The organism is Kitasatospora sp. NPDC058032 (genome assembly GCF_042885845.1).
Classification (GTDB): domain Bacteria; phylum Actinomycetota; class Actinomycetes; order Streptomycetales; family Streptomycetaceae; genus Kitasatospora.
In genome coordinates this window covers 177352-199763 of sequence record NZ_JBHVRK010000006.1, presented here as the reverse complement: position 1 = coordinate 199763, position 22412 = coordinate 177352, and the positions used below count along the sequence as shown (strand labels likewise).

The 22412-nt window shown below is 74.9% G+C and carries 22 protein-coding genes; 10 read left to right on the top strand and 12 right to left on the bottom strand.

Translation table 11 applies throughout. The features are described from left to right. Nucleotides 1–66: 66 nt before the first annotated feature. A complete protein-coding gene (locus tag ACFVUH_RS13030; protein ID WP_387912999.1) occupies nt 67–1119 on the bottom strand; it encodes a CAP domain-containing protein in 1053 nt (350 codons plus the stop codon). Between the two features lie 181 nt (nt 1120–1300). Further along, the gene (locus ACFVUH_RS13025; protein ID WP_387912998.1) at nt 1301–1840 is read right to left on the bottom strand and encodes a GNAT family N-acetyltransferase; all 540 of its coding nucleotides are present in this window, start codon (nt 1838–1840) and stop codon (nt 1301–1303) included. A 277-nt stretch (nt 1841–2117) separates the two neighbouring features. Between ACFVUH_RS13025 and ACFVUH_RS13020 the strand changes: the two genes are divergently transcribed. The 5 genes from ACFVUH_RS13020 (at nt 2118) to ACFVUH_RS13000 (ending at nt 6320) form a co-directional block, all read left to right on the top strand. Further along, complete coding sequence (locus ACFVUH_RS13020) at nt 2118–3665, top strand: ATP-dependent DNA ligase (protein WP_387912996.1); 1548 nt, start codon at nt 2118–2120, stop codon at nt 3663–3665. A gap of 219 nt (nt 3666–3884) precedes the next feature. Further along, the gene (locus ACFVUH_RS13015; RefSeq protein ID WP_387912994.1) at nt 3885–4139 is read left to right on the top strand and encodes a ferredoxin; all 255 of its coding nucleotides are present in this window, start codon (nt 3885–3887) and stop codon (nt 4137–4139) included. Nucleotides 4140–4228: 89 nt separating this feature from the next. Then, a complete protein-coding gene (locus tag ACFVUH_RS13010; protein ID WP_387913182.1) occupies nt 4229–5434 on the top strand; it encodes a cytochrome P450 in 1206 nt (401 codons plus the stop codon). Nucleotides 5435–5662: 228 nt separating this feature from the next. After that, on the top strand, nt 5663–5824 hold the full coding sequence (locus tag ACFVUH_RS13005) for a hypothetical protein (RefSeq protein ID WP_355361438.1): 162 nt from the start codon (nt 5663–5665) through the stop codon (nt 5822–5824). Nucleotides 5825–5942: 118 nt separating this feature from the next. Beyond that, the gene (locus ACFVUH_RS13000; RefSeq protein WP_355361440.1) at nt 5943–6320 is read left to right on the top strand and encodes a hypothetical protein; all 378 of its coding nucleotides are present in this window, start codon (nt 5943–5945) and stop codon (nt 6318–6320) included. A gap of 68 nt (nt 6321–6388) precedes the next feature. Here ACFVUH_RS13000 and ACFVUH_RS12995 read toward each other — a convergent pair whose 3' ends face one another. The 4 genes from ACFVUH_RS12995 to ACFVUH_RS12980 all read right to left on the bottom strand — a co-directional run bounded on the left by ACFVUH_RS12995 (nt 6389) and on the right by ACFVUH_RS12980 (nt 8271). Next, nucleotides 6389–7279 carry a hypothetical protein gene (locus ACFVUH_RS12995; RefSeq protein ID WP_387912993.1) on the bottom strand — a complete coding sequence of 297 codons (891 nt, stop codon included), beginning with the start codon at nt 7277–7279 and terminating at the stop codon, nt 6389–6391. Nucleotides 7280–7411: 132 nt separating this feature from the next. After that, nucleotides 7412–7696 carry a DUF427 domain-containing protein gene (locus ACFVUH_RS12990; RefSeq protein WP_355361444.1) on the bottom strand — a complete coding sequence of 95 codons (285 nt, stop codon included), beginning with the start codon at nt 7694–7696 and terminating at the stop codon, nt 7412–7414. Nucleotides 7697–7764: 68 nt separating this feature from the next. Continuing rightward, nucleotides 7765–8001 (bottom strand): DUF6296 family protein, encoded by a 237-nt coding sequence (locus ACFVUH_RS12985; RefSeq protein WP_355361446.1) that lies wholly within the window; start codon nt 7999–8001, stop codon nt 7765–7767. Nucleotides 8002–8034: 33 nt separating this feature from the next. Continuing rightward, nucleotides 8035–8271, bottom strand: coding sequence for a DUF2277 domain-containing protein (locus ACFVUH_RS12980; protein WP_355361448.1), 237 nt, complete (start codon nt 8269–8271; stop codon nt 8035–8037). A 159-nt stretch (nt 8272–8430) separates the two neighbouring features. Between ACFVUH_RS12980 and ACFVUH_RS12975 the strand changes: the two genes are divergently transcribed. Next, nucleotides 8431–9711: an MFS transporter gene (locus tag ACFVUH_RS12975; RefSeq protein ID WP_387912990.1), complete on the top strand. Its 1281-nt coding sequence runs from the start codon at nt 8431–8433 to the stop codon at nt 9709–9711. Between the two features lie 9 nt (nt 9712–9720). Here the strand turns inward: ACFVUH_RS12975 and ACFVUH_RS12970 are convergent, their stop codons facing one another. From ACFVUH_RS12970 to ACFVUH_RS12955, 4 genes are all read right to left on the bottom strand, one after another. After that, the gene (locus ACFVUH_RS12970) at nt 9721–10266 is read right to left on the bottom strand and encodes a gamma carbonic anhydrase family protein (protein ID WP_387912988.1); all 546 of its coding nucleotides are present in this window, start codon (nt 10264–10266) and stop codon (nt 9721–9723) included. 87 nt (nt 10267–10353) lie between these two features. After that, a complete protein-coding gene (locus tag ACFVUH_RS12965; protein ID WP_387912986.1) occupies nt 10354–11556 on the bottom strand; it encodes a serine hydrolase domain-containing protein in 1203 nt (400 codons plus the stop codon). A 364-nt stretch (nt 11557–11920) separates the two neighbouring features. Further along, nucleotides 11921–13219 (bottom strand): serine hydrolase domain-containing protein, encoded by a 1299-nt coding sequence (locus ACFVUH_RS12960; protein WP_387912984.1) that lies wholly within the window; start codon nt 13217–13219, stop codon nt 11921–11923. Between the two features lie 292 nt (nt 13220–13511). After that, nucleotides 13512–14078 carry a DJ-1/PfpI family protein gene (locus ACFVUH_RS12955; protein ID WP_355361459.1) on the bottom strand — a complete coding sequence of 189 codons (567 nt, stop codon included), beginning with the start codon at nt 14076–14078 and terminating at the stop codon, nt 13512–13514. 253 nt (nt 14079–14331) lie between these two features. Between ACFVUH_RS12955 and ACFVUH_RS12950 the strand changes: the two genes are divergently transcribed. Together ACFVUH_RS12950 and ACFVUH_RS12945 are read left to right on the top strand one after the other, a co-directional pair. Further along, a complete protein-coding gene (locus ACFVUH_RS12950) occupies nt 14332–14880 on the top strand; it encodes an RBBP9/YdeN family alpha/beta hydrolase (RefSeq protein ID WP_387912982.1) in 549 nt (182 codons plus the stop codon). Nucleotides 14881–15258: 378 nt separating this feature from the next. Then, nucleotides 15259–16539 (top strand): glycerophosphodiester phosphodiesterase, encoded by a 1281-nt coding sequence (locus tag ACFVUH_RS12945; protein WP_355361463.1) that lies wholly within the window; start codon nt 15259–15261, stop codon nt 16537–16539. Nucleotides 16540–16637: 98 nt separating this feature from the next. On the opposite strand, the gene ACFVUH_RS12940 is transcribed toward ACFVUH_RS12945, so the two are convergent. Together ACFVUH_RS12940 and ACFVUH_RS12935 are read right to left on the bottom strand one after the other, a co-directional pair. Further along, nucleotides 16638–18992, bottom strand: coding sequence for a transglycosylase domain-containing protein (locus ACFVUH_RS12940; RefSeq protein ID WP_355361465.1), 2355 nt, complete (start codon nt 18990–18992; stop codon nt 16638–16640). A gap of 255 nt (nt 18993–19247) precedes the next feature. Then, nucleotides 19248–20351 carry a hypothetical protein gene (locus ACFVUH_RS12935; RefSeq protein WP_387912981.1) on the bottom strand — a complete coding sequence of 368 codons (1104 nt, stop codon included), beginning with the start codon at nt 20349–20351 and terminating at the stop codon, nt 19248–19250. A 109-nt stretch (nt 20352–20460) separates the two neighbouring features. Here ACFVUH_RS12935 and ACFVUH_RS12930 point away from each other — a divergent pair, with 109 nt between their 5' ends. Beyond that, nucleotides 20461–21477: an SPFH domain-containing protein gene (locus ACFVUH_RS12930; RefSeq protein ID WP_355361467.1), complete on the top strand. Its 1017-nt coding sequence runs from the start codon at nt 20461–20463 to the stop codon at nt 21475–21477. Beyond that, the gene (locus ACFVUH_RS12925) at nt 21474–22388 is read left to right on the top strand and encodes a hypothetical protein (RefSeq protein ID WP_387912979.1); all 915 of its coding nucleotides are present in this window, start codon (nt 21474–21476) and stop codon (nt 22386–22388) included. The genes ACFVUH_RS12930 and ACFVUH_RS12925 overlap by 4 nt, the downstream gene beginning before the upstream one ends. The last annotated feature ends 24 nt before the right edge of the window (nt 22389–22412 follow it).

Sequence of the window (22412 nt, the reverse complement as noted above, 5' to 3'; positions counted from 1 at the left end):
CGCCGCCGTCCGGCGGGCCCGGACGGCGGCGAGGAGGCAGCCCGGAAGGACGGCCAGGACGGGCGGTCAGGACGGCGCGGCGAAGACCTGCGTCCACCAGGGGCCGCCCGACCCGGTCCGGACGCCGACGCCTATCTGCTTGAAGGAGCAGTTGAGGATGTTGGCGCGGTGGCCTGGGCTGTTCATCCAGGACTCCATCACCGCCGCCGGGTCCTTCTGGCCGCGCGCGATGTTCTCGCCCCAGGTGCTCCAGCGGTAGCCGGCCGCCTCGATGCGGTGGTCGGCGTGGTAGCCCTCGGGGCTGGCGTGGTCGAAGAAGCTCCGGTCGGCCATGTCGTCGCTGTGCACCTGGGCGGCGGTGGTCAGCCGGGCGTCGACGGTGAGCGGTCCGCAGCCGGCCTGCGAGCGCTGGACGTTGACCAGGTCCACCACCTGCTGGGCGATGGAGCCGTTGGACGAGCCGCCGGGCTTGGTGGTGGCGCTCGGACGCGGCGCGGTCGTGGAGGGCTTGGCACCGGCGGTCGCGGTGGCGGTCGCGGTGGCAGGGGCGTCGGGGGTGGCGGGGGCCGAGGCCGGAGCGCTCGGCTGCTGCGGGTCGGTGCCCCCGCCGGTGGCGGCTGCCGCGCCACCGGGTGCCGTGCTCGCAGCGGGGGTGTGCGGCGCGGCGGAGGCGGTGCCTGGCCCGCCGGAAGCGGACCGGCCCGGGGTGCTGGCCGCCGGGGCGGCGGAGGTCACGGGGCTCGTGGGTGAGGTCCCGGCCATCGGGGCCTGGTCGGTCGCGACCGGGGCCGCCGCCGGGGCGGCGGCGCCCGCCCCGGGTACCTGGATACCGTTCCGGTCGCCGGCCTCCGCGGCGACCAAGGGCTCGTGGGAGACCGCCCGGGCGGCGGTGTCGTTCCCCTCCTCGCCCCGGTACACCGCGTACCCGGCGCCGGTCAGTGCGGCGATCACGCCCGTCCCGGCCACGGCCGCGACGACGGCCACCACCGGTCCGGCCCCGCCGCGGCGGCGCCGCCGGCCGTGGCCGCTTCGCCGTTCCGCCGCGCGCCGCGCGGAACGCCCGCCGGGGCCGGGACGCCCGGTCGCGGGGAGGATGGTGGTCCGGTCTTCGCTGTTCACCTGCGCACGCTTCCTGTGTTCGGGTCCGTCGGGTCCGACGGGAGGGTCCGCCGGACGGGTGCCGACACAGGGGAGACCGTCGGGAGATCACCGAATAACGGAAAAGTGCGAACTGATTTCCGAACAGGACGGCGGAGCAGCAGGACGGCGCAGGACGGAGTGACGCAGCGGCGCGGCACCGTCAGGCGTCGGCCGGGGGCATGTCATAGGTGACGAACCGGGTGCGCGTGGCGACCTGGTCGTACTTGCTGCGGGCGCGGTAGTTGTCCTCCGAGGTGATCCAGCGGACGGCGTTCCAGCCGCGCTCGGCGGCGATCTCGCGCAGCCGGGCGAGCAGCAGGTCGACCGCGCCGCCGCCCCGCGCCTCGGGAGCGACGAACAGATCGTCGAGGAATCCGGCGACCGCGCCGTGCAGCGGGCGCACGAAGGGCCGGTAGTGGGCGAGGCCGACCGGGGTGCCGTCGGCGTCGCGGACCAGCAGGCCGTCCAGCTCGTGGGCCGGGTCCGTGAGCCACGACCAGACCAGTTCGGCCTTCTCGTCGGGGATCGGCACCCGGTAGAAGGCGCAGTAGCCGCGGAACAGCTCGCGCCAGGCGGCGAAGTCGGCCTCGGTCGGCGCGTCGACGCTCCAGCGGTCGGCGGTGACCGGGGCGGCAACGGCCGGTTCGGTGACGAGCGGTTCGGTGACGACCGGTTCGGTGGCGGCGGTGTCCGAGGTCATGCGGGGCTCCCTCTGGGTGGGTGGGTGGCGGGTGGGCCGGGATGCGCGCCAGCATGACGGCCCGTCGGCTCGGGCACCGATCGACAGCGTGGCCAAGAACGCCGCACCGCCACGCCAATCCGTCGGCTGGACCAGCTGCGCCTGGACCGGCTGCGACCGGCCCGGGTGCGGCCGGCCCCGCTGCCCGCCGCGCGTCGGCGGCCCGGATCGCCGATCCTGGACGCCCGGCCGGCGATGCCCCCGCCCCCGGAACCCCGCCCTCCCGAGGAGGCCCGCGATGCTGCTCCGCCGCCTGGCCCTGACCTCCCGCGCCGTGGCGGCCGAGCCCGGCCGCCGGGCCAAGACCGGGCTGCTCGCCGACTGTCTGCGCGCGCTCGGCCCGGACGAGGCGCCGTCGGCGGTCACGCTGCTGTCCGGCGAGTCGCAGCGGCTGCGCACCGGCCTCGGCCCCGCCGCCCTGCGCGACCTCCCGCCGCCCGCCGCCGAACCCGGGCTGGGCGTGCGGGAGACGGAGCGGACGCTGGAGGCGATCGCCGCCGTGCACGGCGCGGGCGCCCGCACGGAGCGGCACCGCCTGCTGACCGGGCTGTTCGAGCGGGCCACCGACGCGGAGCAGGCGTTCCTGCGCGCCGTCCTGCTCGGCGATCTGCGCCAGGGGGCGCTGGACGCGGTGGTCGCGGACGCCGTCGCGCAGGCCGCCGGGGTACCGGCGACGGCGGTGCGCCGGGCGCTGATGTTCCGCGGCTCGGCCCGGGCGGTCGCCGAGGCCGCGCTGACCGGCGGGCGGGCGGCGCTGGACGCGTTCCGCCTGGAGGTGGGCCGGCCGGTGCGGCCGATGCTGGCGGCCTCGGCGCCGGACGTCGCTACGGCGCTGGAGCGGTTCGCCGGGCCGGTGGCACTGGAGTGGAAGCTGGACGGCATCCGGGTGCAGGTGCACCGGGACGGCCGGGACGTCGGCGTCTTCACCCGGTCGCTGGACGACATCACCGCCCGGGTGCCCGAGGTGGTGGAGGCCGCGCTGGCGCTGCCGGTGCGGGCGGCGGTGCTGGACGGCGAGGCCCTCGCGCTCGGGCCGGACGGCCGGCCGCGGCCCTTCCAGGAGACCGCCGCCCGCACGGCGGCCCACCGGGACCCGGAGCGGCTGCGCGCCGAGGTCCCGCTCGGCGTGCACTTCTTCGACCTGCTGCACCGGGACGGCGAGGACCTGGTGGACCGCCCCGGGCGGGAGCGGTGGGCCGCGCTCGCCGGGGCCGTCCCGGCCGGGCTGCGGGTGGCGCACACCGAGACCGGGGACCCTGCCGAGGCGCTCGCCTTCTTCGAGCGGGCCCTCGCGCACGGCCACGAAGGGGTGCTGGTGAAGGACCCGGCGGCGGGCTACCGGGCCGGGCGGCGCGGCGCCGGCTGGGTCAAGGTCAAACCGCGGCACACCCTGGACCTGGTGGTACTGGCCGCCGAGTGGGGCAGCGGACGGCGCCGGGGCTTCCTCAGCAATCTGCACCTGGGCGCGCGGGCGGGCGGCGAACCGGGGCTGGGCCCGTGGGTGATGCTCGGCAAGACCTTCAAGGGGCTCACCGACGAGACGCTCGCCTGGCAGACCCGGGAGCTGCTGGCCCGCGAGGTCGAACGGGACGCCCGGACCGTCCGGGTACGGCCCGAGCTGGTCGTCGAGATCGCCTTCGACGGGGTCCAGCGCAGCCCGCGCTACCCGGCGGGGCTGGCGCTGCGGTTCGCCCGGGTGGTGCGCTACCGGGGCGACAAGAGCGCGGCGGAGGCGGACACCGTCGCCACCGTCCGGGAGATCGCCGTCGCGGAGGGCCTCGGCTGAGCTCCCGGACCCACCGGCACTTACCCGGAACAACCAACTGATGGCATATCAAACTCCGTTTTTGGCAAACCGGTTCACGACCGGAGGCATATCGGCCATTCTCCGCGAAGTGGCCGTCCACTCTTCGTGTGCGACGAGAGCCGGGGTTAGCTTGGCCATGACAGCGGAGGGCGACCCGGCCCCGGCGCGCCGGTGCCACACCACGGAGAGGTGTCCGACATGCAGGTGAACGTCGACCGGGACCGCTGCTGCAGCTCCGGCCAGTGCGTCATGACGGCGCCCGAGGTCTTCGAACAGGACGAGCGGGACGGCCTGGTGAACGTCCGCCCGGCCGCCCTCCCCGCCGCGTTCCTCGCCGACGTTCGCCTCGCCGCCGACCTCTGCCCCGGCGGTGCGATCAGCGTCACCGAGACCGACACCCGCACCGACACCACCACCGAGACCGGGGCCGACGGGCCCGGCACCACCGACTGACGACCACCGCCCGGACCCCGCCGCCCTCCCGCCGTCTCCCACCGCCTGCCACGGCTCTCACCCGTCACGCGAGGAGACCACCCTTGAGCATGTCCACCGTCCCCGTCACCCCGATCCCCGCCCGGCACGACACGGCCTGCCCGTTCGCGCCGCCGCCCGCGTACACCGAGGCCGCGAGCACCGGCCCGGTCAGCCGCGCGGAACTCCCCGACGGCAGCCCCTGCTGGCTGGTGACGGGCTACCAGGAGGTCCGCACGGTGCTGTCGGACCGCCGGTTCAGCGCCGACGCCCGGCGGCCCGCGTTCCCGTTCCTGAGCGAGGGGCGGCGCGCGCTGGTCGCCGCCAACCCGTCCTTCCTGCGCCTCGACGACCCCGAGCACGCCCGGCTGCGCCGCATGGTCACCGGCGAGTTCCTGGTCAAGCGGGTGGAGGAGATGCGCCCCGACGTCCAGCAGATCGTGGACGAGGCGCTCGACCGGATGACGGCCGGGGGCGGCCCGGCCGACCTGGTCTCCGCGTTCGCGCTGCCGGTGCCCTCGCTGGTGATCTGCCTGCTGCTCGGCGTCCCGTACGAGGACCGGGAGGCGTTCCAGGAGAACAGCCGGCTGCTGCTCACCACCAGCGCCGACGACCGGGACATCACCCGGGCGCAGGACGAGCTGCTGGACTACCTGACCCGGCTCGCCGAGCGGAAGCGCTCCGAGCCCGGCGAGGACATCGTCAGCCGGCTGGCGGCGCGCGACGACCTCACCGTGCGGGAGGTCGCGTCGACCGGGGTGCTGCTGCTGGTCGCCGGGCACGAGACCACCGCCAACATGATCGCGCTCTCCACCGCGCTGCTGATGCGCCGCCCCGAGCAGGCCGCCCGGCTCGCCGACCCGGCGGCCGTGCCCGGCGCGGTCGAGGAGCTGCTGCGGCTGCTCACCATCGTGCACACCGGGGTACCGCGGCAGGCGCTGGAGGACGTCGAGCTGGGCGGCACCCTGATCCGCGCCGGGGACGGGGTGATGGCGATGCTGTCGACGGCCAACCGGGACGACGCCCTGTTCGGCGCCGAGGGCCGGCTGGGCGTCGACGAGGTCGACCTCGACCGGGAGGCGCGCCGGCACCTCGCCTTCGGCTTCGGGGTGCACCAGTGCCTGGGGCAGCCGCTGGCCCGGGCGGAGCTGCAGATCGCGCTCGCCACGCTGTTCCGGCGGCTGCCGGGGCTGCGCCTGGCGGTGCCGGAGGAGGCGCTGGAGTTCCGTACGGAGGCGCTGATCTACGGGCTGAGGTCGCTGCCGGTCACCTGGTGACACCGGGTGGAGCCTGAACCGGGCCTCACCCGGGCCTGGGCCGAGCCTCAGCCGGGCCTGGGTCGGGCCTGGGCCGGGCGGGGGTCGGCACCCGCCCGGTTGGCCCTCCCCGGGGTGCGGAGGCAGGCTGGAGGTGCGAAACAGCGAACCGGCCCGGCGGCCGCCCGGCACCACGGTGTGCCGAGGCGGGTCCGGTCGCCCCGGCCGGCCGAGGAGACGGAGCCCGCGATGACCGACATGAGCGCACGCTCCGAGGTGAGCACCGACCGGGACGAGGACGTCCGCGCGGCCGACCCCGAGGAAGGCATCACCTCGATGCAGAACCAGCACGCACAGGACACCTCGCAGGCGGAGGGCGAGCCCCAGGAGGAGCCGAGGGCGGGCTCCTGACCCGCTCCGACCGCTCCGACACACCAGTTGCCACAAGGCCGCCCGAGTCCCGGGCGGCCTTCGCGACCGCCGGTGTCGCTGCCCGAGCGGCGGCGGACCGGCGAGGGAGGATGGGCGCATGACCGAACAGCAGCAGGGCACGGCAGGACAGGGCCCGGCGGGCGGGACGGGCGGGACGGCGGGGCGGGCGGCGCCTCCGCTGGATCCCCGGTCCTCGTGGGCCACCTGGACCACCCAGTCGATCATCAGCGGGCCCGGCGGGGTCACCACCGTCGAGGTCGGCCCGATCTCGGGCGACCTCACCGTGCACACCACCTGGGTGGACGGCGAGGTACAGCTGACCGTGCAGTACACCGGCGCGCTGGACTGGTACTCGGTGGCGGGCAGCCCGGTGCCGGCGGCCGACGAGAACACGGCGCGGGCCGTCCACCAGGCGATGGTGAACGCCGTGAAGGCGGGGCGGGGCGCAGCGGCCCCGCAGACACCGGCCGGCTGACCCGGCCAGGCACCGCCCGGCACCGCCCGGTGTCCCCGGGTGGTGCCGGGCCGCCGCGGGTACGCCCGTCAGTCGCCGCGTTGCGGCTCCGGGGCGGGAGCCGCGGCCACCCAGTACCCCGGGTCGGCCGGCGGGCGCTCGCGCAGGTCCTTGCGGACCGCGCGGGCCACCTTGCGGGTGTCGCGCAGGTTGACCGTGGCGCCGATGCCCGCGCCGACCAGCAGCGGGGTCAGCGACGGCAGGCGACGCAGCGAGCTGCGGGTCAGCCGGCGGCGCACCTGCTGGCGCACCTCGCTGCCGAGCGCCATCGCGGTCAGACCGGCCGGTTTGGCGAGCAGCGTGGGATCGATGCCGCGCCGGTCGGCCCAGGCCCCGACGTAGGCACCGGCGCGCTGGGCGGCGGTCCCCTGGACGGCAAAGCCGTAGACCTCGTGCAGTTCGGCGATCAGCTTGATCTCGACGGCCGCGACGGCGATCGTCTCGGCGGCGATCTCCACCGGCATCGCGGGCGGCACCGGGAGCATCGCGGCGGCGCCCACACCGGCGCCGAGTGCGCTGGAGGCCCGGCTCGCTCCGGTGATCAGCAGGTCGGCGAGCTTCTCGGGGTCGGCGGCCCCGGGGTGCTGGGCGCGCAGCGTGGCGAGGTTGCGGACCGGGATGCGCGGGGCGGTCCGGAGCAGCTGCTCGGTGAGGGCCCGGCCGCCGTACGCGGCGCCCTTGGCGGCGGTCCGGCTCCCGGTGCCGAGCCGGCGGGCGATGGCGGTGACCAGCCGGGCGCCGCGACGTCGGCCGCGTTCGACGGCCGCCCGGTACTCGGCGAGCCCGCCGGGGCCGCCCTCGGCGGGCTCGCCGGGTTCGGGGCGTTCGAGTTCCTCGACCAGGCCGGCCAGCTCGTCGGCGACGCGGTCGGGGGTGGGCTCGGGCTGCGCGGGCCGTCCCGGCTTCCTGAAGAGTGCCATGGTGTGGCGGTACCCGGCGGGGTGCGGCGACACGCCCCGGGGGTTGTCCCGGTCCTGCGACAGGACGACGACGGCCGCGTTCCGGTGGCCCGGGCCGTCAGGCCGGGGCCGTCAGGCCGGGGCCGGGCCGGTTCACTCGGTGATCTCCACGCCCCGCCAGAACGCCACCCGGCCGCGGATGTGCTCGGCCGCGGGATCGGGGTCGGCGTAGTACCAGGCCGCGTCCGGGTTGGTCGCGCCGTCGACCTGCAGCGAGTAGTACTCGGCGGTGCCCTTCCACCCGCAGACCGTGGTGGTGTCCGACGGGCGCAGGTACTCGGTGCGCACGGAGTCGGCCGGAAAGTAGTGGTTGCCCTCGACGACGACGGTGTCCTCGCTCTCGGCGACGACGGTGCCCTGCCAGCGTGCTGTGGTCATGTCCGGAGTCTGCCCCACGGGGACGGCGGTGTCACCGGGTCGAAGCCAGGTCGGAGCCGCGGCGGGCGTCAGGGCAGCGGCTGGGCGTGCACCGGGCAGTGCGGTGTCTGGTGGCCGCCGGTGGCGAGCATCCGGACCTCGCCCGCGTCGCTGATCTCGGCCCGCACGATGCCGCTGGGGTCCTCGTACACCGGGTGGCCGCCGGGCCCGGTGGCACTGGTGCGGGCGACCACGACCACGTCCTGCGGGGCCTGGGTGCCGGGGGTGCCCGGGAAGGTGAGTGCGTAACGGGTGACGGGACTCATCACCGACCTCCTGGTGCCTGTTCGACCCGGTCGCTAGGCGGCGGCCCTGGCCGGACGGGCGGAGGAGCCGCGGACCTCCAGCTCCGCGAGCAGCTGGGCGGTGGCCTCCGTGACGGCGTCCACGGCCCGGTCGAAGGCCTCGCGGTTGTGCGCGGCCGGCGCCCGGAAGCCGGACACCTTCCGCACGTACTGGAGCGCGGCCGCGTGGTAGTCCTCCGCCGTGGCGTCGGGCGTCACGGGTGGTCTCAGCGTCTTGATACTGCGGCACATGACCCCAGTCTCCCGCGCGGACGTCCGGGAGGCGACCCCCGTCCGTCACCGGACCGTCCACCGCCCCACACGGGCACGTCATCCGGTCGCACAGGAATTCGGATTAGGATTTCGGCCGGACAATCCCGACTCCTCCCGTTTCTCTCCCGGAGTACCCCCTTGCCTCTCGCGCTGGTCGCCCTGGCCGTCACCGCGTTCGCCATCGGAACCACCGAGTTCGCCGCCATGGGGCTGCTCCCCCAGGTGGCGGACGGCCTGGACGTCTCGATCCCCCAGGCCGGCTGGCTGATCTCGGCGTACGCGCTCGGCGTGGTGATCGGGGCGCCGCTGCTCACCGCGCTGGCCGCCGGACGGCCGCGCAAGGCGGTGCTGGTCGCGCTGGCCGCCTTCTTCGCCTTCGGGAACCTGCTCTGCGCGCTCGCCCCCGACTTCTGGACACTGGCCGCCGCCCGGCTGGTCAGCGGGCTGCCGCACGGAGCGTTCTTCGGCGCCGGGGCGGTGGCGGCGGCCGAGCTGGTGGCCCCGGACCGGCGGGCCCGGGCGGTCGCGGTGATGTTCTCCGGGCTGACCCTCGCCAACGTGGTCGGGGTGCCCGCCGCGACACTGCTCGGCCAGCACCTGGGGTGGCGGGCGACGATGCTGGTGGTGGTCGCGATCGGCGCGGCCGGGGCGGTGGCGATCGCCCGGCTCGTCCCGGACCTGCCCTCCCCCGCGCAGGCGGGCCTGCGGCACGAGCTGGGCGCGTTCCGCAGCGGGCAGCTCTGGCTGGCGCTGGCCACCGTGGTCTTCGGCTGCGGCGGCTTCTTCGCCTGCTACTCCTACATCACCCCGCTGCTCACCGAGGTCTCCGGGTACGCGACCGGCTCGGTGACCCTGGTGCTGGCGCTGTTCGGGGTGGGGATGACGATCGGCAACCTGCTCGGCGGGTACGCGGCCGACCGCGCGCTGCGACCGACCGTGTGCGCCGCGTTCCTGCTGCTCGCCGCCGTGCTGGCGCTGTTCGCGGTGACCGCGCGCACCGAGTGGTCGGCGGCGGTGACGGTGGTGCTGGTCGGGCTCTTCGGGTTCGCGATCGTGCCGGCGGTGCAGACGCTCGTGATGCGCGAGGCGCACGGCGCTCCGACGCTGGCCTCGGCGACCGTGCAGGGCGCGTTCAACCTGGCGAACGCCCAGGGCGCGTTCTTCGGCGGACTGGCGCTGGACGCGGGGCTGGGCTGGACCTCGCCACCGCTGGTCGGCTCGGGCCTGGCGGCCTCGGGCGCGGTGATCGCGGTGGCGGCCTGGGCCGCCGACCGGCGTCGGCGCGGGCGGACGCCGACGGTCGTGGTCGCCACCGGAAGCGGAAGCGGTGCGGGCGGCGGAAGCGGTGCGGGCGGCGCCGCGGCCCTGGTGCCCGGGCCCGCGCCAGCCGCGGACGACCGGGTCGGCGCGGGCCGCTGAGGCACCGGCTCAGGCGGAGGCGGCGGGCGGCAGCGGGCGCAGCTCGCGGTGGCCGTCGGCGAGCAGCAGGTAGCCCTCCGCGTTGAACTTGATGCCGGCCCGCTCCTCCTCGGTCAGCTCGCGGCGGACCTTGGCCGGCACCCCGGCGACCAGCGAGCCGGGCGGGACCTCCATGCCCTGCGGCACCACGGCGCCCGCGGCGACCAGCGAGCCCGCGCCGATCCGGGCGCCGTTGAGCACGGTGGCGTTCATCCCGACCAGCACGTCGTCCTCGATCACGCAGCCGTGCAGCACGGCGTTGTGGCCGACCGAGACCCGCTCCCCCATCACCAGCGGGAAGCCCAGGTCGGCGTGCAGGGTGCAGTTGTCCTGGACGTTGCTGCCCGCGCCGACCGTGATCGCCTCGGCGTCCCCGCGCAGCACCGCCCCGTACCAGACGCTCGCCCCCGCGCCGATCGTCACGCTGCCCACCACGACCGCGTTCGGTGCGACGAAGGCGCCCGGGTCGACGGCGGGCACCCGGCCCCCGACTTCGGCGATCAGCGGCTCTGCCATCTCTCGTCCTCCTCGTGACGACGGCCCATCAGGTGCGGGCCATGATGGCATCCCCGCCCGGCCGGTCCGGGAGCCGGGTGGCCCCGGTCAGCCGGTGCAGGTCGCGGCGTCGACCAGCTTCCCGTAGGCCTCCCCGGTGGCCCGGGGCAGCTGCTCGTCGTCGCCGTTGATCGAGACCGCGAACTGCCGGCGGAGGTCGGCGGTGGAGAACACGGCGGTGAAGTAGCCGTAGATGCTTCCGGTGTGGCCCCAGAGCGTGCCGCCGCAGGGCGTGGCCGCCCGCTCCAGGCCGAGGCCGTACCTCCCGCCGCTCTGCGGGGTGACCGTCGTCATCTCCGCGAGCTGCTGCCGGGGCAGCAGCCGCCCGCCGAGCAGGGCCGCGATGAAGGTGTCGAGGTCGGCGGTGGTGGAGATCCCGGCGCCGGCCGCGTCCGCCATGCTCGGGTCCAGCCGCGTGACGTCCGTGGGACCACCGGGGTGCGCGAGGTAGCCGTGCGCGTGCGGACCCGCGATGCCCGTCTCGTGGACGGGCATGGAGGTGCCGGTCAGGCCCAGCGGGCGGATGATCCGGCGCTCCACCTCCTGCTGCCAGCTGCGGCCGGTGGCCCGCTGGACGATCTGTCCGACCACGACGTAGTTGGTGTTGGAGTAGTGGAACTCCTGGCCGGGCGCGAAGTACGGCGGGTGGGCGTTGGCCAGGGCGATCAGCTGCTGCGGCGTCCAGCGGGTCCAGCGGCCGGTGTCCAGCCACTCCTGGACCTCGACGGGGTCCTTCCCGGGGCCGAGGGCCGGATCGTCGGCGAAGTCGAACAGCCCGCTGGTGTGGCTGAGCAGCTGGCGCAGGGTGATGTTCGCACCGTTCGGCACCGCGCCCGGCAGCAGCTTCTCCACCGGATCCTCCAGGCCGAGCCGCCCCTCGGCGACCAGCTGGAGCACGACGGTGGAGACGAAGCTCTTGGTCAGGCTGCCGATCCGGAACCGGCCGTCCGGGGAGGCCGGGGCGCCGGTGGTGATGTCGGCGGTGCCGGCGGCGCCCTTCCACAGGGTGTGGCCGTACTCGCCGACCCGGGCGAGCGAGGCGGTCACGCCGTCGCCCGCGAGCATGCCGCGCACCGAGGCCTCCAGGGCCCTGGTGTCGACGCCCGTCCGCGGGCCCCGGCCGGCGGCGTCCTCCGCCGTGTCCTGGGGACCGGTCACCGTCACCACCGCGGTCGGCGCCGCCGTGCCGAGGGCGCCGGCCGTCGGGGCCGCTACACCCACCAGACCCGCACCCGCAAGCGCGAGCGCCACGACGCGCACCGCCGTCCCGCGCCACCGGCGTTCCGCTCCCGCTCGGGACCGCCCCCGCGCCGCCCCCGGGTCCGCTCCGTGCCCGAACTCCGTCATGCCCATGAACCCTCCCCTGCCCGTTGCCACCGACTCCGGCAACTCCGGTGCCAGTCACCAGAACTGACATTCCGACAGATACGGCCGAAAGGTCGTCGGCCCACCGTCCGTACCGGCCGCGACTCGGGTACGACCCTCGCACGGCGGTCGCCCCTCGGGTAGGCCCTCGGACAGGGGATGCCCCCGAGGCCCGCCCGGGGGTGCCCTGGAGACCCACCCCGGAGTGCCCCGATCCGGGGGCACTCCGGGGTGGGCCGACGGTCCGGGGTCAGTCCCGGCCGAGCGGGGCCGGGGCGTCGCAGGTCGCGGCGGCGACCAGCTTCTCGAAGGCCTTCCTGGTGGGCAGCGGAGTCGAGATGCCACTGCCGTTCATCGACACCGAGAGCTGGCGGCGCAGGTCGGCGGTGCCGTACAGGAAGGTGCTGAAGCCGGGGATGCCGCCGGTGTGGCCCCAGAGCTCACCGCAGTCGGTGGTGGTCCGCTCCAGGCCCAGGCCGTACCCGCCCTGGCTCTGCGGGGTGACCGTCATCATCTCCGCGAGCTGCTGCCGGGGCAGCAGCCGCCCGCCGAGCAGGGCGGTGATGAAGGTGTTGAGGTCGGCGGTGGTGGAGATCCCGGCGCCGGACGCGCCCGCCATGCTCGGGTCCAGTTCGGTGACGTCCACGCGGCCGTCGGGCAGGTCGAAGTAGCCGTGCGCGTGCGGGCCGGGGACGGCCGTCTCGTGGTCGGGCATGGAGGTGGCGGTCAGGCCCAGCGGGCGGATGATGCGGCGCTCCACCTCCTGCTGCCAGGTGCGGCCGGTGGCCCGCTGGATGATCTGTCCGGCCAGGATGTAGTCGGTGTTGGAGTAGTGGTAGCCCTGACCCGGCGGGAAGTACACCGGGTGGTTGTTCGCCAGCGTGATGAGCTGCTGCGGTGTCCAGCGGGTGTAGCGACCGTTCACCAGCCACCGTTCGAGGGCGCCGGGCGCTCCGGGGTCGAAGGCCTGGTCCTCGGTGTAGTCGAACAGCCCGCTGGTGTGGTTGAGCAGCTGGCGCAGGGTGATGTTCGCGCCGTTCGGCACCGCGCCCGGCAGCAGTCGCTCCACCGGGTCGTCCAGGCCCAGCCGCCCCTCGGCGACCAACTGGAGGACGACGGTGGAGACGAAGGTCTTGGTCACGCTGCCGATCCGGAACCGGCCGGTGGCCGAGGCCGGGGCGCCGGTCGTGTAGTCGGCGGTGCCGGCGGCGCCCTTCCACAGCGTGCGGCCGTACTCGCCGACCCGGGCGAGCGAGGCCGAGGCACCGCCGGAGTCGACGATGGCCTGCGCCGCCGCGTCCAGGGCCCTGGGGTCGACACCCTTGCGCGGCCCCCGCGCACCGGTGTCCGGCGTCACCCCGTCCTGGGCGCCGGTCACCGTCACCACCCCGACCGGCCCCGCCGTGCCGAGGGCGCCGGCCGCCGGGGCCGTCACCCCGACCAGGCCCGCGCCCGCGAGCGCGAGCGCCACCAGGCGCGCGGCCGGGCGGCGGCGACGCCCCGCGCCCCCGCGACCGCCCGGATCCGTTCCGCCCCTGTGTTCCGCCATGTCCGTCCACCTTCCCGTGTCCATGCCGAGGAGCGCGTTCAACACCCTTGTGCATCTCGGCACTTGACACGCTGCCAGGTGGCGGCGGCCAGGTCGTCAGCCCATGGTCCAGGTCGGCTCCGACCCTGGACGTACCTTCGAACGGTGGGCCGCTCCCCCTCAAGGATGGGCCACTCCCCCGAGACCGCTCGGGGACACCGGCGGGCAAGGACACCGGCGCCCCCGCGTCCAGGCGGTCAGGCGTGCAGGCGTGCAGGCGTGCAGGCGATCAGGCGGTCAGGCGGTCAGGCGGTCAGGCGACCGGGGCCTTGACCCGCAGCACCTCGATGAACGCCCGCAGCCACGCCGGGTGGTCGGGCCAGGCGCGGGCCGAGACGACCACGCCGTCCACCACCGCCTCGCCGTCCACATAGGTCGCGCCCGCCGCCTTCACGTCCGGCTCCAGGGCCGGGTAGGCGGCGCTGGTCCGCCCGCCGAGCACCCCGGCGGCGGCGGACACCAGCGGGCCGTGGCAGATCTGCGCGACCGGCTTCTCGCCCTCGAAGAAGTGCCGGACGATCCGCTGCACCTCGGGGTCGTTGCGCAGGTACTCCGGGGCGCGTCCGCCCGGGATGACCAGGGCCACGTAGTCGGCCGGGTCGACGTCAGCGAACGCCACGTCGGCGGGCCAGGTGTAGCCCGGCTTCTCGGTGTAGGTGTCGAACCCCTCGACGAAGTCGTGCACCACGAACTGGAGCCGCTTCTTCGCCGGCGCCGCGATGTCGACCTGGTAGCCCTCCTCGCGCAGCCGCTGGTACGGGTAGAACACCTCCAGCGACTCCGCGGCGTCCCCGGTGACGAGCAGGATCTTCGATGCCATCGTCGACATCCCTCCGAAGTGATCGGTCCTCGAACAGTGGAGCAGTGGTACGGACCCCGACCGGCGGGCACCGGTGCGGGACCGCACCAACCTCCCGCACCCGTCCCACCCGCGCAACGGGGCGCACCGGTCAGCCGGCACCCTGTGCGCGCCCCCGCACGCCCCCCGTCGGCGGCGCGCGCCCCCACCAGGGCACACGCCTAGACTCCGTGCTGCCCCATGACCGCGACAGCCCCGGAGGGAGTCCGCCCCGATGTCGGACCGCACCACCTATCTCGTCCTGCCCGGCTACCAGAACTCCGGACCGGCCCACTGGCAGAGCCGCTGGGAGGCGGCCGACCCGGTGGCCTTCGTCCGGGTCCGGCAGCAGGACTGGGACCACCCGGAGCCGGAGGCCTGGGTGGGTCAGGTGGACGCGGCGGTCGCCGAGGCGGCGGTCGACGGGCCGGTGGTGCTGGTGGCGCACAGCCTCGGCTGTGTGGCGGTGGCCCGCTGGGCGGCCACCGCGCCGGCCGGACGGACGGCGGCCGTGCGCGGCGCGCTGCTGGTCGCGCCCGCCGACGTCGACCACGCGGACGTGCCCGAGCTGTTCGGCTTCCGCCCGGTGGCGCTGTCCCGGCTGCCGTTCCCGGCCACCGTGGTCGGCAGCACCGACGACCCGTGGGTCACCCCGGAACGGGCCCGGCGGTTCGCCGGGGCCTGGGGCGCGCGCTACGTCGAGCCCGGCGCCTTCGGGCACCTCAACTCCGACTCCGGGCTGGGCGACTGGCCGCTGGGCCGGGAGCTGCTCGCCGCCCTCTGAGCGGACGGGCGGCGCGGCTCGGGGGCTCGGGGGGGCCACGGGGCTCGGGGGCTCGGGGACCAGGGCTCGGGGGCCCGCGTTCATCCCAGGTTCCGGGGATGGGATTGCGTCCACCTCCCGGGCCAGAATCAAACGCAGTGGTCCGCCCACCCCGGACCGGGGGCCGGCCGCGGTGCGTGACCGCGGCCGGCCTCCCCCGTTCCCCGGGGCGGCGAGGCTCCAGCGGCGGCGGGGCCGGACGACGGGTACCGGGCCCGGACGGTAGGTGCGGGAACTTCTCCCGCAGTTCGCCCGACGGCCACCCGGCGGGGCACCACTGCTCCTAGTCTGCGGGCGGCACTCACACCGCGACGCCATCAGCGCGAGCTAGGAGCATCCATGACGTACCGTCCGTCCGACGGCAGCACCCCGGCGCAGTCCCCCGACACCACCGCCTCCTCCCGCCGGTCCTTCCTGCGGGTCACCGGTGCGGCCGGGCTCGGCGCGGCGGCCCTCGCGGCCGGCGCCGGCGAGGCCTTCGCCACCCCCGCCGCCGACGAGCCGGGCGACGAGCAGTACGGTGCCGCCGACGAGCGCGGCGCCGCCCGCCCGACCGGTACCCCCTCGCCGGTGCGCACCGGCACCGGCCTGGACCGCCTGCCGCACCCGCTGATCATCGGTCACCGCGGCGCCCCCGGCTACCGTCCCGAGCACACCCTCGGCTCCTACGACCTGGCGCTGCGGCTGGGCGCGGACGTCATCGAGCCGGACCTCGTCCCCACCAAGGACGGCCACCTGGTGGTCCGCCACGAGAACAACATCGCGGAGACCACGGACGTCGCGGACCACAAGGAGTTCGCGGACCGCCGCACCACCAGGACGATCGACGGCGCCGCCCAGACCGGCTGGTTCACCGAGGACTTCACGCTCGCCGAGCTGCGCACCCTGCGTGCCAAGGAGCGCCTGCCGCAGCAGCGCCAGCGCAACACGCTCTACGACGGCCGCTGGGCCGTGCCGACCTTCCGCGAGGTGGCCGACTTCGCCCGCAAGCGCGGCCGGGAGCTGGGCCGGGACGTCTGGGTCTACCCCGAGACCAAGCACCCCAGCTACTTCCGCTCGATCGGCCTGCCGCTGGAGGAGCGCCTCGCCGACGAGCTGCGCCGCACCGGCCTGGCCGGGCGCAACGGCCGGGCGATCCTGCAGTCCTTCGAGCCGAGCAGCCTGCAGCGCCTCGCCAAGCTGGTCGACAACCCGAAGATCTTCCTGCTCAGCGGCCCGACCAGCCAGCCGTACGACTTCGTGCTGTCCGGCGACAAGCGCACCGTCGCCGACCTGGTGAAGCCCGAGGGCCTGCGCTGGATCGCCTCCTTCGCGCACGGCATCGGCCCGACCACCACCCTGATCGCGCCCGTCGACGCGACCGGCAAGCTGCTGCCGCCGACCACCCTGGTCAAGGACGCGCACACGGCGGGCCTGCTGCTGCACCCCTACACGGTGCGCAACGAGAACTCCTTCCTGCCGCTGGACTACCGTCGGGGCACCGACCCCAACGCGTACGGCGACTCGATCGGCTGGGCGAAGTACCTCTACGAGCTCGGCGTGGACGGCTTCTTCACCGACCAGACGGACAGCACCGTGCTGGCCCGCCAGGACTTCTGGGCGGCCAAGGGCGTGCACTGACGCCAGGCTCCGCCCACGACCGCGCCCCGGAACGTCCGTCGACGTTCCGGGGCGCGGTGCCGTGCGGGGCGCGGTGCCGTGCGGGCGGGCGGGCCGGCTCAGCCGTCCTGGTGCTGCTGCTCGGGCTGCGCGGGCTCGCCCTGCTGCTGGTCCGGCTGCTTCGGCGGCTGCTCCTGCTGGGTCGGCTGCGCGGGCTTGGGGTTCGGGCTGGGGTTGCGCGGCGCCCGGGTGGACGGCTGGGGGCGTCCGGGCCAGGACGGCCAGTCGGTCGCGGAGCCGCTGCCCGATCCCGGGCTCGCCGAGGGGTCGCGCTTGGGCGCCGGGTTGGGGATGTAGACGGTCTTGAACTCCTGCTCCGGCATGCCCCGGACGGCGTCGTTCATCGCCATCTGCCAGATCGGTCCGGGGCCGGTGGCGCCGAAGACCTCGTCGAACCACTTGCCGCCGATCCGGATGTTCTTCATCTTCACCCCGCCGGCCGGGCCGCCCAGCCAGACCGAGGTGGCGAGGTTGGCGGTGTAGCCGCTGAACCAGGCGGACTTCTTCTCGTCGGAGGTGCCGGTCTTGCCGGCGATCTGGCGGTCGTCGTCGAGGCCGAGGTCGCGCGCGGTGCCGCCCTTCTCGGTCACCCCGAGCAGCACGGTGTTGATGATGTCGGCGGTGCCCTCGGAGAACACCCGCTCGCACTTGGCGGGGCTGACCGCGACGTCCTTGCCGTCGATCGTCTTGATGGCGCTGATCGCGACCGGCGTGCAGTAGGTGCCGCGGTTGGCGAAGGTCGCGTAGACGTTGGCCATGACCAGCGGGCTCACCTCCTGGGTACCCAGGCCCAGGGCGGGCAGCTCCTCCAGCGGCTTGCCGCTCGCCTTGGTGAGCACGCCGAGCTTGTTGGCCATCTGCTTGACCGCGCAGAGGCCGATCTCCTGCTCCATCTGCACGAAGTAGGTGTTGACCGAGAGCGCCATCGCCTCCTTGAGCTCGTACGGGCCGACCTCGCCCGTCGACTCGTTGGGGATGGTGCCGCTCTTCTTGCCCTTGTCCAGGTTCTTCCAGGTGCCGTCGCAGGTGCTCATCGTCGGCCAGTCCATCTTGTTCGGCGAGTCGTAGGCCTGGGTGGAGGTGAGCCCGGCCTCCAGGCCGGCGGCGGCCACGATCGGCTTGAAGTTGGAGCCCGGCTGGAAGCCGTTGCCGCCGCCCATCGCCGCGTCCACGTTGTAGTTGACGACCGTCTGGTTCTTCGACGGGTCGATGCCGTACGGGCGGGTCTGGGCCATCGCCAGGATCTTGCCGCTGCCCGGCTCCACCATGGTCATCGCCGCCGACACCTCGTCGGTGACCTTGACCTTCGTGGTCACCGCCTTGAGCGCGGCGGCCTGCTTCGCCGGGTCGAGGGTGGTGTGGATGTACAGGCCGCCCATGTCCCAGAGCTTCTTGCGCTCGGCGGCGGTCTTGCCGAAGACCGGGTCCTGCTTGATCACGTGCTTGACGTAGTCGCAGAAGAAGCCCATGCCCGCGTCGGCGGTGATGCAGCCGTTCTGCGGCGCCTGGTAGTGCAGCACGATCGGCCCGGACTTGGCCTCCTTGGCCTGCTCCGCGGTGAGGTGCTTGTTCTCCACCATCTTGTCGATCACGACGTCACGGCGCTTGCGCGAGGCCTCGGGGTGGGCCTTGGGGTCGAACTGGGAGGGGTTCTGCACCAGGCCGGCGAGGGTGGCCGCCTCGGCGACGGAGAGGTCCTTGGTGTTCTTGCCGAAGTAGCGCTGGGCCGCCGCCTGGATCCCGTACGCCTGCTGGCCGTAGTAGGTGATGTTCAGGTAGTTGGTGAGGATTTGCTCCTTGGTGAGCTCCTCCTCCAGCTTGATGGCGTACTTGAGCTCCTGCACCTTGCGGCCCAGGGTCTTGCGCTGGGCCTCCCGGACCGCCACCTGGTCGTCGCCGGCCTTCTCGACGTTGACGTTCTTCACGTACTGCTGCGTCAGGGTGGAGGCGCCCTGCAGGGCGGTGCCGCTCTCCGCGTTCTTGGTGATGGCCCGCAGGACGCCCTTGAGGTCGACGGCGCCGTGCTCGTAGAAGCGCGCGTCCTCGATGTCCACCTGGGCCTGGCGTATCAGCGGGCCCATCTCCTCCGCGGTGATCACCCGGCGGTCGCGCTCGTAGACCTTGGCTATCTGCTGGCCCTTGGCGTCGAATATCCAGCTGGCCTGGGTCAGCGGCGGGGCCTTCAGGTCGTCAGGGATGGTGTCGAACTCCTCCACGGTGCCCTTCATGCCGAGCCCGAGCGCGCCGGCGGCCGGCAGCGCGATGCCCGCCAGCAGCACGCCCGCGAGGGTGCTGTAGCCGAGGAACTTCACGCCGTGGCCGAGGAGGCCGAGCGGGGTCTCCCGGCGCCGGGGGCGCGGCACCCAGGTGTCGAGGGGCTCCGGGGAGGGCGTGCGGCGGCTTCTCCGTGACATAGTCGGAACACTACGTCCACGAAAACCGCCCGTGGGGCCGGTGTTGGCCAAGCTTTGTCACAAATCGGCGACAGATCGGCGTTGTTGGGCGTGGCATGACCACCGGACCGGAGTCCGGCCCGGTGCGGGCGGGGTCGTTCGCCGACGTCCGACCACGGCCGCCGCACCGAAACCGTTCGGGCCCCTCCGGCCGTCCGGCCCGTTCGGGCAGCTCCGGCAAGGCGGGCAGTTCCGGCGGCGCGGGCGGCGCCGGGGTCAGCCGTCGCGCTTCTTGCGGCGCAGCCCGAACACCGCGCCCGCCACCGCGAGCAGGAACGCCACCCCGAGCACCCGGTCCCCGGTGCCGGCCTCGGAGGAGCCACCGTCGGCCGAGGACGACGAGGAGCCCGCCGAGGCGCCCTCCGACGGCGGGGCCGCCGCGCCGGACGACGGCGCCGAGCGGTCCGCGGCCGTCGCGGTCGGGGTGGGCGTGGCGCTCGGCAGCGGCTTGACCGTGTCCGGGAGCTGGTCGTCGTCCAGCGGGGAGCGCCAGACCGGGCTGTCCTTGCCCTCGCTGCCGTAGAGCAGCGCCCGGCCGTCGGCGGTGAAGGTGACCGACTCGCCCTGGCGCTGGAAGGGCGTGGACAGCGGCTCGTCACCGCTCGGCGCGCCGTCCTTCCAGCGGTAGAGGGTGGCCGAGAAGTAGCCGCGCAGCACCAGCCGGGTGCCGTCCGGAGAGAAGGCGCCGTCGGTGATCCACGGGACGTCGGCGATCCGCCGGAAGGTGTTGACGCCGCTCGCCGACAGCTGCTCGGGACCCTGGTAGAGGCCGCCGCCGCCCTGCTTCTTGCTCGCGATGTAGGCGCGGCCGGTCACCGGGTGGACCATCAGCGCCTCGGCGTCGCGCGGGCCGTCCTCGTAGCGGACCCGGTAGCGGGTCACCTGCACGGTCTGGTCGCGGAGTTCGGCGGGCTCGGCGAAGGCGTAGATCCAGACCTCGGGCCACTTGCCGCCGAGGTTGTCGCCGATGTCGCCGACGTAGAGCCGGCCGTCCGGGCCGAGCGAGATCGCCTCGACGTCACGCGGCTCGATGCCGCGCAGGGTGACGGTGGCGACGGTGCGGCCCTGGGAGTCGACGGCGTAGACGTACGGGCCGTCGTCGCTGTCGTTGTGCGTCCAGTAGACGCCGGGGTGCTGCCGGCTGGCCGCGAGACCGCTGGACTCGGTGATCCGCGGGTCGCCGATGGTGAACGCCTGGCCGCCCGGGTCGGCCGCGCGGGCCGGCGGGGCGCCGACCGTGGCGGTGGCGGCGACCGCGGCGGTCGCGCAGGCGGCGGCCAGCAGGGCCGCGGGGAGCCTCGTCGTTCGCGTCCTCAGCACCGGTCGATCCTCCCACGGCCGTGGCGGCGGGACCGGACCGACCTTTTTCGTCACCTTGACGAAAACAGCGGGCGACCAATATCGTCATCACGACGATAAGGAGTCGCTCATGGCCGACATCACCAAGCGCTTCGGGCTGCGCCACCTGCGCGCCCGGCCCACCGCCCACATCCGCCACGTCCGGCACGGCCGCCTCGCCCACGACGGCACCGGCCTCGCCTTCTGGTTCCGCCCGCTCACCGCCGCGCTCTCCGAGGTCCCGGTCGACGACCGCGAGCTGGCCATGCTCTTCCACGCCCGCACCGCCGACTTCCAGGACGTCACCGTCCAGGGCACCCTCACCTACCGGATCACCGACCCGGCCACCGCCGCCGCCCGCGTCGACTTCGGCATCGACCCCCACACCGGCGCCTGGCGCTCCGCCCCGCTCGACCAGCTCGCCACCCTGCTCACCGAGACCGCCCAGCAGCACGCGCTCGGCCTGCTCGCCCGCACCCCGCTGGCCGCCGCGCTGGCCGACGGCGTCACCGCCGTCCGCGAGCGGATGGCCGCCGGGCTCGCCGCCGAGGCGCGGCTGGCCGAGACCGGGCTCGCCGTGATCGCCGTCCGGGTGGTCGCCCTGCGCCCCGAACCGGAGGTGGAGCGCGCGCTGCGCACCCCCGCCCGCGAACTGGTCCAGCAGGAGGCCGACCGGGCCACCTTCGAACGGCGCGCCGTCGCCGTCGAGCACGAGCGCGGCATCGCCGAGAACGAGCTCGCCAACCGGATCGAACTCGCCCGGCGCGAGGAGCAGCTGATCACCCAGCAGGGCGCCAACAGCCGGCTGCAGGCCGAGGACGAGTCCGCCGCCGACCGGATCCGCACCGACGCCGAGGCGCAGCGCCGCACCCGGCTGGCCGGTGCCGAGGCCGAAGCGGCCCGCGCCCTGGGCGAGGCCAAGGCCGCCGCCGAGGCCGCCTGGCTGGCCGCCCACCAGCAGGCCGACCCGGCCGTGCTGCGGGCGCTCGCGCTGATGCGCCTCGCCGAGCACCTGCCGCGGATCGACAGCCTCACGCTCACCCCGGACGTGCTCACCGGTCTGCTCGCCAAGCTCGGCGCGACGGGCGCCGAGGGGGCCGGGCGGTGACGCTCGCGCCCCGGGTGGTCCTGGTGCACCGCCGCACCGAGTACCAGGAGCTGCTCGCCCATCACGGCACGCCCGGCCAGGCGGCGTACTTCCTGAGCAGCCGGGGCCGGTCGGTGGAGGAGATCGAGCTGCGCCACCGGCGCCAGGAGCTGGCGCTCGCCGAAGCGGCCGGCGCAGTGCCGCTGGACTGGCGGCGCACCCGGGTCGAACGTGCCGACCTGCCGCGGTTCCTGTTCGAGCCGCAGGACGTGGTGGTCGTGGTCGGCCAGGACGGGCTGGTCGCCAACGTCGCCAAGTACCTGGCCGGGCAGCCGGTGATCGGCGTGGACGCGGAGCCCGGACGCAACCCGGGCGTCCTGGTCCGGCACCGCGCGCACGACCTCGCCCGGCTGCTGCCGGCCGCCGTCGGCCCGGGCGCCGAGCGGCGCACCGAGGAGCGGACCATGGTCGAGGCGGTGGCCGACGACACCCAGCGGCTGCTCGCGCTCAACGAGGTGTACATCGGCCAGCCCGGCCACCAGACGGCCCGCTACCGGCTGGCGGTCGAGGAACGGCCGGGCGGGGCCGACGCCGGTGAGCCGCAGGCCTCGTCCGGCGTGCTGGTGGGCACCGGGACGGGCGGTTCCGGCTGGTGCCGCTCGGTCTGGCTGGAACGCGGCGGGCCGCTCCCCCTGCCGGGGCCGGGCGCCCCGGCGCTCGCCTGGTTCGTGCGCGAGGCCTGGCCCTCCCCCGCCACCGGCACCGCGCGGGTGTACGGCCTGCTCGACGCGGGCCGGCGGCTGGTCCTGACGGTGGAGTCGGACCGGCTGGTGGCCTTCGGCGACGGGGTCGAGGCCGACGCGCTGGAGCTGGCCCGGGGCCAGAGCGTCCGGGTGGGCGTGGCCGCCACCCGACTGCGGCTGCTGGCGTGAACCCCGGGCCGGCTCCCGCGTGTC

Coding starts and splice junctions, on each gene's coding strand:
- ACFVUH_RS13025 (WP_387912998.1), bottom strand. CDS start 1,840: ATGACCTCGGACACCGCCGCCACCGAACCGGTCGTCACCGAACCGCTC.
- ACFVUH_RS13020 (WP_387912996.1), top strand. CDS start 2,118: ATGCTGCTCCGCCGCCTGGCCCTGACCTCCCGCGCCGTGGCGGCCGAG.
- ACFVUH_RS13015 (WP_387912994.1), top strand. CDS start 3,885: ATGCAGGTGAACGTCGACCGGGACCGCTGCTGCAGCTCCGGCCAGTGC.
- ACFVUH_RS13010 (WP_387913182.1), top strand. CDS start 4,229: ATGTCCACCGTCCCCGTCACCCCGATCCCCGCCCGGCACGACACGGCC.
- ACFVUH_RS13005 (WP_355361438.1), top strand. CDS start 5,663: ATGACCGACATGAGCGCACGCTCCGAGGTGAGCACCGACCGGGACGAG.
- ACFVUH_RS13000 (WP_355361440.1), top strand. CDS start 5,943: ATGACCGAACAGCAGCAGGGCACGGCAGGACAGGGCCCGGCGGGCGGG.
- ACFVUH_RS12995 (WP_387912993.1), bottom strand. CDS start 7,279: ATGGCACTCTTCAGGAAGCCGGGACGGCCCGCGCAGCCCGAGCCCACC.
- ACFVUH_RS12990 (WP_355361444.1), bottom strand. CDS start 7,696: ATGACCACAGCACGCTGGCAGGGCACCGTCGTCGCCGAGAGCGAGGAC.
- ACFVUH_RS12985 (WP_355361446.1), bottom strand. CDS start 8,001: ATGAGTCCCGTCACCCGTTACGCACTCACCTTCCCGGGCACCCCCGGC.
- ACFVUH_RS12980 (WP_355361448.1), bottom strand. CDS start 8,271: ATGTGCCGCAGTATCAAGACGCTGAGACCACCCGTGACGCCCGACGCC.
- ACFVUH_RS12970 (WP_387912988.1), bottom strand. CDS start 10,266: ATGGCAGAGCCGCTGATCGCCGAAGTCGGGGGCCGGGTGCCCGCCGTC.
- ACFVUH_RS12960 (WP_387912984.1), bottom strand. CDS start 13,219: ATGGCGGAACACAGGGGCGGAACGGATCCGGGCGGTCGCGGGGGCGCG.
- ACFVUH_RS12955 (WP_355361459.1), bottom strand. CDS start 14,078: ATGGCATCGAAGATCCTGCTCGTCACCGGGGACGCCGCGGAGTCGCTG.
- ACFVUH_RS12950 (WP_387912982.1), top strand. CDS start 14,332: ATGTCGGACCGCACCACCTATCTCGTCCTGCCCGGCTACCAGAACTCC.
- ACFVUH_RS12945 (WP_355361463.1), top strand. CDS start 15,259: ATGACGTACCGTCCGTCCGACGGCAGCACCCCGGCGCAGTCCCCCGAC.
- ACFVUH_RS12940 (WP_355361465.1), bottom strand. CDS start 18,992: ATGTCACGGAGAAGCCGCCGCACGCCCTCCCCGGAGCCCCTCGACACC.
- ACFVUH_RS12930 (WP_355361467.1), top strand. CDS start 20,461: ATGGCCGACATCACCAAGCGCTTCGGGCTGCGCCACCTGCGCGCCCGG.